This window comes from Brevundimonas vesicularis (assembly GCF_900445985.1).
GTDB classification, from domain to species: domain Bacteria; phylum Pseudomonadota; class Alphaproteobacteria; order Caulobacterales; family Caulobacteraceae; genus Brevundimonas; species Brevundimonas vesicularis_D.
The window spans coordinates 1,188,229-1,200,785 of record NZ_UAQP01000005.1 but is presented as its reverse complement, the minus strand read 5'-3'; the positions used below and the strand labels follow the sequence as shown (position 1 = coordinate 1,200,785).

Here is a 12,557-nt window from a genome sequence, read left to right as displayed (position 1 = left end):
CAAGCCTCGCGTCAAGCGTGGCCATACCGGGTGAAGCTTAATGAGCTCTCAATCGGAGCTTGTCGTCAGCCCACCTTCACGCGCGTCGCCGCCTCGGGCAGGTCTTCGCCGAAGGCGCGTTGGTAGAACTCGGCGATGGTCGGGCGTTCCAGTTCGTCGCACTTGTTCAGGAAGGTCAGGCGGAAGCTGAGACCCAGGTCGTCGTTGAAGATCTGGGCGTTCTGGGCCCAGGTGATGACCGTGCGGGGCGACATGACGGTCGAGATGTCGCCGTTCATGAAGGCGTTGCGCGTCATGTCGGCGACGCGGACCATGGCGGCGATGCGGCGGCGGCCCTCGGCGTCCTTCCACTCGGGCACCTTGGCGGCGACGATCTCGGCTTCCACGTCGTGATCCAGATAGTTCAGCGTGGTGACGATGTTCCAGCGGTCCAGCTGGGCCTGATTGATCTGTTGCGCGCCGTGATACAGGCCCGTGGTGTCGCCCAAGCCGATGGTGTTGGTCGTGGCGAACAAACGGAAATAGCGGTTCGGGCGAATGACGCGGTTCTGGTCCAGCAGGGTCAGGCGACCTTGGGCCTCGAGCACGCGCTGGATGACGAACATCACGTCGGGCCGGCCGGCGTCGTATTCGTCGAAGACCAGGGCGATGGGGCGTTGCAGCGACCAGGGCAGGATGCCCTCGCGGAATTCGGTGACTTGCTTGCTGTCCTTCAGGACGATGGCGTCCTTGCCGATCAGGTCGATCCGGCTGACATGGCTGTCCAGGTTCACGCGCACCAGCGGCCAATTCAGCCGGGCGGCGACCTGTTCGATGTGGGTCGATTTACCGGTGCCGTGATAGCCCTGGACCATGACGCGGCGGTCGAAGGCGAAGCCGGCGCAGATGGCGATGGTCGTCTGGGGATCGAAGCGATAGGCCTCGTCGATCTCGGGCACATGGCTGTCGCGCTCGTCGAAGGCGGGCACGGTCATGTCGCTGTCCACGCCGAAGGCCTCGCGCAGGGTCACGCGGCGATGCGGTTCGAGCGTCAGCAGGGGATCGGGGGAGGCTTCGAGCGGGGAGGTCATGGACCTCATCTAGAGGCGCCGCGCGCGCGGCTCAACACGCGCGCGGCCCTCGGCGTCGGTTATTTCGCGCTCAGGCGAACATCGACGTTGTTGCGCGTGGCGTTGGAGTAGGGGCAGACCTGGTGCGCCTTCTCGATCAGGTCGTCGATAACGGCCTGGTCCAGGCCGTGGTCGGTCACGGTCAGGTCGACATCCAGGTTGAAGCCTTCACCCTTGGTGTTCTTGCCGAAGCCGACGCCGGCGGTGACCTTGGTGTCGGGGCTGACGGGCGTGCCGGCCTTGCTGCTGACCAGACGCAGCGCGCCGAGGTAGCAGGCGGCGTATCCGGTGGCGAACAGCTGCTCGGGGTTGGTGCCGTCGCCGCCCTTGCCGCCCATCTCGGTCGGCGTCGACAGTTTGACGTCGATCTTGCCGTCGTCGGTGGCCGAACGACCGTCTTCGCGGCCTCCGCCGGATGCCGTCGATTGGGCGCGATACAGAACTTCCATGGCAGGCTCCTTGGGTTGGGATGCTTGAGATGGGAGCTTAACGGCGGACGGGAAGGGGCCGTTGCATCGCGGCTATAGCCATCGACCGGCGACGCGGGCTAAAGCACCCTTTCGGGGCGCGTCGTCGGAGTACGCAGTGAAGATTGCCGAACGCTGGTTCGTGTGGGCGGGCATGGTTCTGCTGGGCGGCATCGCCCTGGCGGGGTTGGTCGTCGCCGTCTATGCCGCGTGGCTGTTCCACGACCTGCCGGATGCGTCGGAACTGGCGGACTATCGCCCGCCGACCGCGACGCGCGTCTATGCCGGCGACGGCACCCTGATCGGCGAGTTTTCGGACGAGCGCCGGATTTATGTCTCCTACGACCAGATTCCCCAGCCGGTGATCCACGCCTTCCTGGCAGCCGAAGATCGCAACTTCTTCCAGCATGGCGGCATCGACGTGGGCGGCATCGGCCGCGCTTCGCTGAAGAACGTCTTCAACCTAGCGTCGGGACGCCGGCTGGAAGGCGGCTCGACCATCACCCAGCAGGTGGCCAAGAACGTCCTGCTGACCAACGAATCCAGCCTGAATCGCAAGCTGAAGGAAGCCATCCTGGCCAATCGCCTGGAGGCGACCCTGTCCAAGGAACAGATCCTCGAGCTGTATCTGAACGAGATTTTCCTGGGCTATCGCTCGTTCGGCATCGCTTCGGCGGCCTACAACTATTTCGGCAAGTCGCTGGCGCAGCTGACGCCTGACGAAGCCGCCTTCCTGGCATCCCTGCCCAAGGGGCCGAACAACTATCACCCCAAGCGTCACCCCGGCGCGGCCAAGGGCCGTCGTGACTGGGTGCTGGGCGAGATGGAGCAGAGCGGCTGGCTGACGCCTGAACAACTGATTGATGCGCGCGCCAAGCCTCTGGTCACGCGCGATGCGCCGCAACGGTCGGATTACAAGGACGCCGACTTCTTCGTCGAAGAAGCGCGGCGCCAGGCCGCAGCCAACCCGCAGTTCGGCGAGCAGTTGCGCGCCGGCGGCTTCTATATGCGCACGACCCTGGATCCCACGCTGCAGACGGCGGCGCGCCGGGCCCTGATGCAGGGGCTTGAGAACTACGACCGTCGTCATGGCTGGCGCGGCGGTTGGGGCACGACCGACTTCGCCGACGGCTGGCAGGCGGTCGCGCTGAAGGAACAGGCGCCGCCCGAGCGCCGCAGCTGGCAGGCCGCCGCCATCGAAAGCGTCAGCGGCAATACGGTGCGCATCCGCACGGCCCGCGACGACAAGTCCGGCACGCTGCTGGCGTCGGACGCCGCCTGGGCCAAGGCCAATCGCCAGTTGAAGCGCGGCGAACTGATCTTCGTGGAGCCCCAGGGCGGGCAGTTCGCCCTGAAGCAGGTGCCGCGCGTCAACGGGGCCCTGGTGGCCATAGAGCCGCAGTCCGGCCGCGTGCTGGCGATGGTCGGCGGTTATTCCTATGCGCTGTCCAGCTTCAATCGGGCGACCCAGGCCAAGCGCCAGCCGGGTTCGGCGTTCAAACCATTCGTTTACGCCACGGCGCTTGAGGGCGACTTCACCCCGGCGTCGATCGTGCTGGATGCGCCGATCAGCTTCGCCGGCGGGCCGAACGGTCAGCGCTGGACCCCGGAGAACTACAGCCGCCAATACTATGGCCCTCAGACGCTGCGGCGCGGCTTAGAGTTGTCGCGCAACGTCATGACGGTGCGGCTGGCCCAGTCGGTCGGCATGAAGAAGATCGTGGAGCAGGCGGATCGCATGGGGCTGCCCGGCATGACGCCGAACCTGTCGGTCTCGCTGGGCGCCGGCGAGGTCACGCCTCTGGATATCACGGCCGCCTATTCCGCCTTCGCCAACGGCGGCCGGCGGGTGACGCCCTACCTGATCGACTATGTTCAGGACCGCGACGGCGAGACCATCTTCCGCGCCGACAATCGCAGTTGCCGCGAATGCGGACGGGGCTTCTCGGGCCAGGAATCGCCGCGCCTGCAGCAGCGCGGAACCCAGGTCATCGACCCGATCACCGCCTATCAGATGAGCTCGATGTTGGAAGGCGTCGTTCAGCGCGGCACCGCCGCCAGCGCGCGCGGCCTGGGGCCCTGGGTCGCGGGCAAGACCGGCACTACGAACGAATATCGCTCGGCCTGGTTCGTGGGCTTCACCACCGACATCGTGGTCGGCGTCTTCATCGGCTTTGACGACAACCGCTCTCTGGGATCCGGTGAAGCCGGGGCCTCGGCCGCCGTGCCGGTCTTCACAGAGTTCATGCAGACGGCGTTGAAGGAAAGGCCGGCTCGTCCGTTCGTGCGGCCCAAGAACGCCATCTTCCGCACCGTCAATGGCATCGAGGAAGCCTTCCGTCCCGGCACCGAGCGCCAGGCCCCGCCGCCGCGCCCGACAGGCCCCGCGCGGCCCGTCGGACCGCAAAACTACTACGACGTCATCCGCCGCGAGCAGGAGGCCGCAAGCGGCGCGCCCGCCTCGACGCCTGCGCCCACCGCGCCCCCGCCGCCCAAGAAGGCGCCGGCCGAGGACTTGAGCGGATTGTACTGAGGCTCTAGGTAGGCCTTTCGAACGGCGCGTCCTCGTGGCGCGCCGTTTTCCATTAATCCTGCCCTGTCGCGCGGCCTGCGGGCCGCGCTGCTTGAGGGCGTTGTGTCGCGGAGATTGCGATGAGACCGGATGTCGAGGCCATGAAGGCCGACATCGAGCAGAGCGTCGCTCTGCTCAGGAGGCGTCTTTGACTGGGATGTCGCTCTAAGAAAGCTCGATGAGCTGAATGCGCGGGTCGAGGATCCGACGCTGTGGGACAAGCCCGACGAGGCCCAAGCCGTCAGCCGCGAACGCTCGCAGCTGGAAGGCAAGATCAACACCGTCAAGGCGATGGAGCAGGACCTCGAAGACGGGGTGATGCTGGCCGAGATGGCGGACGAGGAAGGCGACGAGGGCGCGCTGGAAGACGCCCGCGCGTCGTTGCGCGGCATCAAGGAGCGCGCCGCCCGCGCCGAGTTGGAAGCTCTGCTATCCGGCGAGGCTGACGGCAACGACGCCTATCTGGAGGTGAACTCCGGCGCCGGCGGCACCGAGTCGAACGACTGGGCCGGCATGCTGCTGCGGATGTACTCCCGCTGGGCCAAGGCGCACGGCTACGAGGTCACGATCGAAGCGCACGAAGAGGGCGAGCAGGCGGGGGTCAAATCGGCCACCATCCTGATCGAGGGGCCCAACGCCTATGGCTGGCTGAAGTCGGAATCGGGCGTGCACCGCCTGGTCCGCATCAGCCCCTATGACGCGGCGGCCAAGCGCCACACCAGCTTCGCCTCCATCGGCGTGTCGCCGGTCGTGGACGACGCGATCGAGATCGACATCAATCCCTCGGACGTGCGCACCGACACCTATCGCGCCTCGGGCGCGGGCGGTCAGCACATCAACAAGACCGACTCGGCCGTGCGCCTGACCCACACCCCGACCAACACCGTAGTGGCCTGCCAGGCCGGCCGGTCGCAGCACCAGAACCGCGAGATGGCGTGGAAGATGCTCCGCGCGCGCCTGTACGAGCTGGAACTGCAGAAGCGTGAGGCGGCGGCTCAGGCGCTGGCCGACGCCAAGACGGACATCGGGTGGGGTCACCAGATCCGCTCCTATGTCCTGCAGCCCTATCAGATGGTGAAGGATCTGCGGACCGAGGTTGAGACGTCGGATACCCAGGGGGTGCTGGACGGCGACCTAGACGCCTTCATGGGCGCGGCCCTGGCCCAGCGGGTCGGCGAGACCCGCGGATCGAGCGTGGACTGACGGAAAAGGGCGGCTCCGAAGAGCCGCCCTTTTGGTCTTGGGCTTCCGGCCTTGCGGCCGTTCGCTTCGAGGCGGTCAGGCGGCGGTCTTGTCCGCCTTGTCGGCCTTTGGCGCGGGGGCTTCCAGCATGGCGGCGCCGGGGGTGTCGCGCTTGGCCTGGTTGCAGCGGCCCTGGAACCAGGCGCCCTGGTCGATGGCGAGTTGCTCTTGCGTGATGTCGCCCTCGACGCGGGCGGTGGCGTGAAGCTTGACCTGTTTGGCGACGATGGCGCCCGAGACGCGGCCGCGCACGTCAAGGACGTCGGCATGGACCGTGCCCTCGACCGAGCCGCCTTCGCCGATCACGACGCGCGAGACGCGGACGTCGCCCTTCAGCGAGCCGTCGACCTGAAGCTCGCCGGCGCCGGAGATGTTGCCTTCGTATTTCACGCCGGCCGACAGGGTCGACAGATTGCTGGACCGGGCCGCCGGACGGGCCGGTTCGGGCGCGCGGGGCGCAGGCGTCGTGGCAGGCAGGGACGGCGTGCTCGCAGCCGTCGGCGTGGGCGTGGTCGGTTCGGGCGCCGGGGGGATGCCCAGGCCGTTCGATCCGCTGTCGTAGGATTTGCTCTTGGTGAACATGGTGCGCTCCGCATCTGCCAGCCAAGGCCGGCCAAGCCCCTATTAGCCCCGACGCCCACTAGGCCGTGGAGGAGGGGCCAAGGTCAAGCATCGCTTCCGAACGGCGCTCGCCGATCACAGGGCCCTGGCGGCCTCCAGCACGGCGGCGGCGTGGTCTGCGACCTTCACATTGCGCCAAGCCTTGGCGACGCGGCCCTCGGCGTCGATCAGGAAGGTGGCCCGCTCGATGCCCATATATTCGCGGCCATAGAGCTTCTTCTGCACCCAGACGCCCCAGGCCTCGCAGGCGGCGCCGTCTTCGTCGGAGGCGAGGGTGACGGCGAGATCGTATTTGGCCTTGAACTTGTCGTGCTTCTTCACCGTGTCCTTGGACACGCCGATGACCGGAACGCCCAGAGCGGCGAAGTCGGGCGCAAGGGCGCTGAAGTCCTGGGCTTCACGCGTGCAGCCGGTCGTGTCGTCCTTAGGGTAGAAATAGACGACGGCAGGCTTGCCCTTGAGGGCGGCGAGGGTGACGCGGCCGCCGCCGTCCGTGGGCAGGTCGAGGGCGGGCGCGTCCTGGCCTTCGGTTGCGGACATCAGACAGGCCTCACCAGAACGATCTTTTTCTTGCCGGCTGCCAGTTTGATGACGCCGTCCTTGAGGTCGGCTTCGGTCAGCAGTTGGGCCCCGTCGGACACCGCGGTGTCGTTCAAACGCAGGCCGCCGCCCTGGGCCAGGCGACGGGCCTCGCCGTTGGACGCCGTCAGGCCAGCCTTCGTCACGACAGCGGCGATCATGGCACCGTAGACCTCGGCCGACGGCAGTTCGACGGTCGGCAGGTCAGCGGACAACTGACCCTTTTCAAAGTTGCTTTCGGCGGCGGCGCGCGCCTTGGCGGCTTCCTCGGCGCCGTGCAGCAGGGTGGTCGCCGCGTCGGCGAGGGCCTTCTTGGCGTCGTTGATGGCCGCGCCTTCTAGCGCTTCGTATTCCGCGATCTGTTCCAGGCTCAGGTCCGTGAACAGGCGCATGAAGCGGCCGACGTCGGCGTCCTCGGCGTTACGCCAGAACTGCCAGTAGTCGTAGGGGCTGAGTTGTTCGGCGTTCAGCCAGATGGCGCCCTGAGCGGTCTTGCCCATCTTGCCGCCGGATGCCGTGGTCAGCAGCGGCGTGGTCAGGCCGAAGGCGGCCTTTTGATCCACGCGGCGCACCAGATCCACGCCCGAAGTGATGTTGCCCCACTGGTCCGAGCCGCCCATTTGCAGGGTGACCTTGTGGCTGCGGTTGAGCTCCAGGAAGTCCACCGACTGCATCAGCATATAATTGAACTCAAGGAAGGTCATCGGCTGCTCGCGCTCGAGCCGCAGCTTGACCGATTCGAAGGCCAGCATTCGGTTGACGGTGAAGTGTGTGCCGAAATCCCTCAGGAACTGGATGTAACCGTAGCCGGACAGCCAGTCGTCATTGTTGACGATGACCGCATCGGTCGGTCCGTCGCCGAACGTCAGGAACTTGGCGAAGACCGTCTTGATGGTGTCGATGTTCGACTGGATCGTCTCTTCGGTCAGTTGCGGACGCGACGCATCCTTGCCGGTGGGGTCGCCGACCTTGGTCGTGCCGCCGCCCATCAGGACGATCGGCTTGCCGCCCGCCTGCTGAAGCCGGCGCAACATCATGATCTGGATCAGGCTGCCGACGTGCAATGACGGCGCAGTGGCGTCGAAACCGATATAGCCCGGCACCACGCCCGCAGCGGCCGCTTCGTCCAATTCGACGGGGTGGGTGATCTGATGGATGTAGCCGCGCGCCTGAAGCGTGCGCAGGAAGTCGGATTTGAAGGCGTGTTCGGTCATGGTGAGGCTGGGTTAGCAGGGATGACGGGGGTCGTCTTCCCCTAGTCGAGGCGGCGTCGGCTGTTCAGACGATGCGGATGAAAAACACCGTCTAAAGTGTCTAATTCGTCTAATCTCGGTCTGCGCGACGTTGGAGTGCAATGCGAAAACGCGTGCAAAATGCAAGATGGTGCAATTCAGGCGGAGCGGCTTTGGGCATGGCCCGCCCATTGTATGACCGTTTTGCAGAGCGGCAGGGTAAGCGCTGCTCCTTCGTCTCAAGGCCTTGTTTTGTCAGGATAGGTCTGGCGGAAATAATATGGTTAGCGCGACTTTGGAGCGTGGTCGCTACTTCACACCGTCCTGCGCCAACGTGTAGGCCACCACGGCGTTGGCGTGGCCGTGGCCCATGCCGTGCGCTTCCTTAAGAATGGCGACCAACGCCATGTGCCGGGCGGGATAGCCGTCGCGCACAATCTGCTGCCAATGGGAAATCGGATGGCCGTAGGTCTTCTCGATTGAGGGGAAGTATGACGCCGGACCCTTCACGGGATTGTCGGGCATGAGGTTCTCCTTTTCCAGAACCGATGCTACCGCAACGCGCGGCGAGTGTCGCGGCGATGCATGAGCGTTGACCGTGGGCGTTGCTTCGATACGAAGGCGGGATGCGTCTGCCCCTGATCCCGTATCCGACATCCAGCCCGGCCGGGCTGACGCTCGAGGTCGAGGCGCGGCGAGCCGGGCGGGTTCTGAGCCTGGAGTATGTGCTGGCCGGACTAGTGGAGCGGGTGTGGTGGCCGAAGGCGGCGGCGCGGGTGCGGACGGACGGGCTGTGGCTGGCGACCTGTTTCGAGGCGTTCGTGCGGACGACGGGCGGCTATGTCGAATACAATCTGTCGCCTTCGGGGGCGTGGGCGGCCTATCAGTTCGACGGCTATCGCGAGGGGATGCGGGAGCTGGAGATGCCCGCGCCGTTCATCGTTACGCGGTCGGCGCCTGGTCAGTTCGTGCTGACGGCGGACGTGACCTTGCCGGAGGATGCGGTCGGGGCGTCGGGGTTGGCGGCGGTGATCCGGGGCGTGGACGGGGCGATCGGCTATTGGGCGCTGGCGCATCCTTCGGATAAGCCGGACTTTCATCATCCCGACTCGTTCGCGCTGGACCTGACATGAACTTCGGCCTCGACCGCCTTTTGTCCGACGACGCCCTGAGGGCGCAGCTGAAGGGACGGCGCGTGGCCTTGCTGGCGCATCCGGCGTCGGTGACGAAGGATCTGACCCACGCGGTGGACGCCCTGGCTGCCTGTCCCGAAATCCGGCTGACCGCCGCCTTTGGCCCGCAGCACGGGATGAAGGGCGATCTGCAAGACAATATGATGGAAAGCCCGGATTATCGCGATCCGGTCCACGGCTTTCCCGTCTTCAGCCTGTATGGCGAGGTGCGGCGCCCGCGCGACGAATGGATGGCCGAGTTCGACGTGCTGCTGGTGGATCTGCAGGACCTGGGCTGCCGCATCTACACCTATGTGACGACGCTTCTATACGTGCTGGAGGCGGCGGCGAAACACGGCAAGTCGGTCTGGGTGCTGGACCGGCCCAATCCGACGGGGAGGCCGGTCGAGGGAATGACGTTGAAGCCCGGCTGGGAAAGCTTCGTCGGGGCCGGACCGATGCCGATGCGCCACGGCATGACGATGGGCGAACTGGGCCTGTGGTTCATCGACCAGTTCAAGCTGGATGTGGATTACCGCGTCGTGGAGATGCAGGGCTGGGCGCCCGAGGCGGGGCCCGGCTTCGGCTGGCCGCTGCTGGACCGGTCGTGGGTCAATCCCAGCCCGAATGCGCCGAACCTGTCGATGGCGCGCGCCTATGCGGGCACGGTGATGCTGGAAGGTGCGACTTTGTCGGAAGGGCGGGGGACGACACGGCCGCTGGAGCTGTTCGGGGCGCCGGACATCGATGCGCGGGCGGTGATCGCGGAAATGCAAGCGCTGGCTCCGGACTGGCTTGGCGGCTGCATCTTGCGCGACATGTGGTTCGAGCCGACCTTCCATAAGCACGTCGGAAAGCTGTGCAGCGGGGTGCAGATTCATGTCGATCACCCCCGCTACGATCACGCCGCCTTCAAGCCGTGGCGGGTGCAGGCCCTGGGGTTCAAGGCGATCCGTCGGCTGTATCCCGACTACGATCTGTGGCGGGATTTCCCGTACGAGTATGCGTTCGGGAAGCTGCCCATCGACGTGATCAACGGCGGACCGGGGCTGCGGGAATGGGTGGACGACGCAGGCGCGACGCCAGGCGATCTGGATGCAGCGACGCAGCCCGATGAGGCGATGTGGGAAGAGGCGCGACGGCCGTTCCTGCTCTACTGACAGCTATAACCAAAATCTATTGCGCATCTGCAAATAAGTGATTGGGCTTATTTGGTGCGGTGCGGTAGGGAGGGGGCCTCCCAACCACCTTGCATTGGATTTTGCGCATGGCCCTCATCAACACGACCATCAAACCCTTTACGGCCGAAGCCTATAAGGGCGGCAAATTCCTGACGGTCACGGACGCCGACGTCGCGGGCAAGTGGGCGATCTTCTTCTTCTATCCGGCCGACTTCACCTTTGTGTGCCCGACCGAACTGGAAGACCTGGCCGACCACTATGCCGAGTTCCAGAAGCTGGGCGTCGAGATCTATTCGGTGTCGACCGACACCCACTTCTCGCACAAGGCCTGGCACGACTCGTCGCCGGCGATCGGCAAGATCGAATACACGATGCTGGGCGATCCGTCGGGCCTGGTGACCAACAACTTCGACGCCATGCGTCCGGGCGTGGGCCTGGCCGACCGCGCGACCTTCCTGGTCGATCCGGACGGCGTGATCCAGTTCACCGAGACGACGTCGGAAGGCATCGGCCGCAACGCCGCCGAACTGCTGCGCAAGGTCAAGGCCGCCCAGTATGTACGTTCGCACCCGGGTGAAGTCTGCCCGGCCAAGTGGGAAGAAGGCGAAGCCACCCTGGCCCCGTCGCTCGACCTCGTCGGCAAGATCTAAGACTGACTACGCCTATCGGGTCCGGCCTTCGGGTCGGACCCATCCGGCCTCCCAAGTGTGGGGGCGGACCTTGTCGCGCAGGCCTCGCCGGGATCGGCTCGAAGGCGGCGCGTTACCCTGAAATTCGAGGAGCATCCGATGCTAGACGCCAATCTGAAATCCCAGCTCGAAGCCTACCTCAAGAACATCGTCCATCCCGTCGAACTGGTCGCCTCGCTGGGCGCGGGGCCCAAGTCGATCGAGCTGAAGACCCTGCTGGAGGAGATCGTCTCGGTCTCGCACGGCAAGGTCGAGATGGGCCGCGACTATGACGACGAGCGCCAGCCCAGCTTCCTGATCCGGCGCAAGGGCACGGACATCGGCGTACGGTTTGCGGGCATTCCGCTGGGCCACGAGTTCACCTCGCTGGTGCTGGCCCTGCTGCACGTCGGCGGCCATCCGTCCAAGGCGGCGCAGGAGGTGATCCAGCAGGTCAGGAACCTGGACGGCGACTATGTGTTCGAGACCTATTTCTCGCTGTCATGCCAGAACTGCCCGGACGTGGTGCAGGCGCTGAATCTGATGAGTGTGATCAATCCGCGCATCAAACACGTCGCCATCGAGGGCGGCCTGTTCAAAGACGAGGTCGAGCAACGCAAGATCATGGCCGTGCCGACGGTCTTCCTGAACGGCGAACTGTTCGGTCAGGGCCGCATGGAGTTGGAGCAGATCGTCGCCAAGCTGGATTCCGGCGCCGAAGCCCGCGCGGCCGAGCGTCTGAAGTCCAAGGATCCGTTCGAGGTTCTGGTGGTCGGCGGCGGGCCGGCCGGGGCGGCGGCTGCCATCTATACGGCGCGCAAGGGCATTCGCACGGGCGTCGTCGCCGAACGGTTCGGCGGGCAGGTGCTGGACACGATGGCGATCGAGAACTTCGTCTCGGTCCCCTACACCGAGGGGCCCAAGCTGGCGGCCCATCTGGAGCAACACGTCCGCGAGTATGAAGTGGACCTGATGAACCTGCAGAAGGCGGCCAAGCTGATCCCGGCCAAGGTTCCGGGCGGCCTGCATGAGGTGGTGCTGGAGAACGGCGCATCGCTGAAATCGCGCACAGTCATCCTGTCGACCGGCGCCCGCTGGCGCCAGATGAACGTGCCTGGCGAGGACCAGTACAAGAACAAGGGCGTGGCCTATTGCCCGCACTGCGACGGGCCGCTGTTTAAGGGCAAGCGGGTGGCGGTGATCGGCGGCGGCAACTCCGGCGTCGAGGCGGCGATCGACCTTGCGGGCATTGTGGCCCATGTGACCCTGATCGAGTACGACAGCGAGTTGCGGGCCGATGCGGTGCTGCAGCGCAAGCTGGCGACCCTGCCGAACGTGCGGATCGTGACCTCCGCCCTGACGACCCAGGTGCACGGCGACGGCGAGAAGGTGACGGGCCTGTCCTACAAGGACCGCAACTCCGACGCCCATCACGACGTCGATCTGGAAGGCATCTTCGTGCAGATCGGTCTGGTCCCGAACACCGAATGGCTGCACGGCGCGGTGGGCCTGACCCCGCGCGGCGAGATCGAGGTGGATCACCGCGGCGAGACCTCGCAGCCGGGCATCTTCGCGGCGGGCGACGCGACGACCGTGCCCTATAAGCAGATCGTCATCGCAATGGGCGAGGGGTCCAAGGCGGGCCTGTCGGCCTTCGACTACATGATCCGCATCGAGCCGGCGAAAGAGGCGGTGGCCGAACCGGCGTGATCGC

At 65.8% G+C, this 12,557-nt stretch carries 12 protein-coding genes; 6 read left to right on the top strand and 6 right to left on the bottom strand.

What is annotated here, in order from left to right:
- Positions 1-65: 65 nt before the first annotated feature.
- Both cobS and DT343_RS05995 read right to left on the bottom strand, forming a co-directional pair.
- Positions 66-1,070, bottom strand: a complete 1,005-nt coding sequence (gene cobS / locus DT343_RS06000; RefSeq protein WP_112862128.1) for a cobaltochelatase subunit CobS — start codon at positions 1,068-1,070, stop codon at positions 66-68.
- A gap of 59 nt (positions 1,071-1,129) precedes the next feature.
- Positions 1,130-1,558: an organic hydroperoxide resistance protein gene (locus DT343_RS05995; RefSeq protein ID WP_112862127.1), complete on the bottom strand. Its 429-nt coding sequence runs from the start codon at positions 1,556-1,558 to the stop codon at positions 1,130-1,132.
- Positions 1,559-1,694: 136 nt separating this feature from the next.
- Here DT343_RS05995 and DT343_RS05990 point away from each other — a divergent pair, with 136 nt between their 5' ends.
- Positions 1,695-4,109, top strand: coding sequence for a penicillin-binding protein 1A (locus DT343_RS05990; protein ID WP_112862126.1), 2,415 nt, complete (start codon positions 1,695-1,697; stop codon positions 4,107-4,109).
- 119 nt (positions 4,110-4,228) lie between these two features.
- Positions 4,229-5,351 (top strand): peptide chain release factor 2 gene (prfB, locus tag DT343_RS05985; RefSeq protein WP_099052186.1). Its coding sequence is split into 2 segments (ribosomal slippage): positions 4,229-4,297 and positions 4,299-5,351, totalling 1,122 coding nucleotides; the frame shifts between segments, so codons are not numbered across the junction.
- Between the two features lie 75 nt (positions 5,352-5,426).
- On the opposite strand, the gene DT343_RS05980 is transcribed toward prfB, so the two are convergent.
- The 4 genes from DT343_RS05980 to DT343_RS05965 all read right to left on the bottom strand — a co-directional run bounded on the left by DT343_RS05980 (position 5,427) and on the right by DT343_RS05965 (position 8,347).
- Positions 5,427-5,972 carry a bactofilin family protein gene (locus DT343_RS05980; protein ID WP_082465003.1) on the bottom strand — a complete coding sequence of 182 codons (546 nt, stop codon included), beginning with the start codon at positions 5,970-5,972 and terminating at the stop codon, positions 5,427-5,429.
- Between the two features lie 114 nt (positions 5,973-6,086).
- Positions 6,087-6,551, bottom strand: a complete 465-nt coding sequence (locus DT343_RS05975; protein ID WP_112862125.1) for a peroxiredoxin — start codon at positions 6,549-6,551, stop codon at positions 6,087-6,089.
- Positions 6,551-7,804 (bottom strand): tyrosine--tRNA ligase, encoded by a 1,254-nt coding sequence (gene tyrS / locus DT343_RS05970; protein WP_112862124.1) that lies wholly within the window; start codon positions 7,802-7,804, stop codon positions 6,551-6,553. The genes DT343_RS05975 and tyrS overlap by 1 nt, the downstream gene beginning before the upstream one ends.
- A gap of 327 nt (positions 7,805-8,131) precedes the next feature.
- Positions 8,132-8,347: a DUF4287 domain-containing protein gene (locus tag DT343_RS05965; protein WP_112862123.1), complete on the bottom strand. Its 216-nt coding sequence runs from the start codon at positions 8,345-8,347 to the stop codon at positions 8,132-8,134.
- Between the two features lie 101 nt (positions 8,348-8,448).
- On the opposite strand from DT343_RS05965, the gene DT343_RS05960 reads away from it, so the two are divergent.
- From DT343_RS05960 to ahpF, 4 genes are all read left to right on the top strand, one after another.
- Positions 8,449-8,955 (top strand): DOMON-like domain-containing protein, encoded by a 507-nt coding sequence (locus DT343_RS05960; RefSeq protein ID WP_112862122.1) that lies wholly within the window; start codon positions 8,449-8,451, stop codon positions 8,953-8,955.
- Positions 8,952-10,154 (top strand): exo-beta-N-acetylmuramidase NamZ family protein, encoded by a 1,203-nt coding sequence (locus DT343_RS05955; protein ID WP_112862121.1) that lies wholly within the window; start codon positions 8,952-8,954, stop codon positions 10,152-10,154. Before DT343_RS05960 ends, DT343_RS05955 begins: the two co-directional genes overlap by 4 nt.
- Positions 10,155-10,261: 107 nt before the next feature.
- A complete protein-coding gene (gene ahpC, locus DT343_RS05950; protein WP_017504020.1) occupies positions 10,262-10,825 on the top strand; it encodes an alkyl hydroperoxide reductase subunit C in 564 nt (187 codons plus the stop codon).
- Between the two features lie 138 nt (positions 10,826-10,963).
- A complete protein-coding gene (ahpF, locus tag DT343_RS05945) occupies positions 10,964-12,553 on the top strand; it encodes an alkyl hydroperoxide reductase subunit F (RefSeq protein ID WP_112862120.1) in 1,590 nt (529 codons plus the stop codon).
- Positions 12,554-12,557: the final 4 nt, after the last annotated feature.

What these genes read in the sequence shown, in the direction of transcription:
- cobS (WP_112862128.1), bottom strand. Translation starts at nt 1,070, where the DNA reads ATGACCTCCCCGCTCGAAGCCTCCCCCGATCCCCTGCTGACGCTCGAA.
- DT343_RS05995 (WP_112862127.1), bottom strand. Translation starts at nt 1,558, where the DNA reads ATGGAAGTTCTGTATCGCGCCCAATCGACGGCATCCGGCGGAGGCCGC.
- DT343_RS05980 (WP_082465003.1), bottom strand. Translation starts at nt 5,972, where the DNA reads ATGTTCACCAAGAGCAAATCCTACGACAGCGGATCGAACGGCCTGGGC.
- DT343_RS05975 (WP_112862125.1), bottom strand. Translation starts at nt 6,551, where the DNA reads ATGTCCGCAACCGAAGGCCAGGACGCGCCCGCCCTCGACCTGCCCACG.
- tyrS (WP_112862124.1), bottom strand. Translation starts at nt 7,804, where the DNA reads ATGACCGAACACGCCTTCAAATCCGACTTCCTGCGCACGCTTCAGGCG.
- DT343_RS05965 (WP_112862123.1), bottom strand. Translation starts at nt 8,347, where the DNA reads ATGCCCGACAATCCCGTGAAGGGTCCGGCGTCATACTTCCCCTCAATC.
- DT343_RS05960 (WP_112862122.1), top strand. Translation starts at nt 8,449, where the DNA reads ATGCGTCTGCCCCTGATCCCGTATCCGACATCCAGCCCGGCCGGGCTG.
- DT343_RS05955 (WP_112862121.1), top strand. Translation starts at nt 8,952, where the DNA reads ATGAACTTCGGCCTCGACCGCCTTTTGTCCGACGACGCCCTGAGGGCG.
- ahpC (WP_017504020.1), top strand. Translation starts at nt 10,262, where the DNA reads ATGGCCCTCATCAACACGACCATCAAACCCTTTACGGCCGAAGCCTAT.
- ahpF (WP_112862120.1), top strand. Translation starts at nt 10,964, where the DNA reads ATGCTAGACGCCAATCTGAAATCCCAGCTCGAAGCCTACCTCAAGAAC.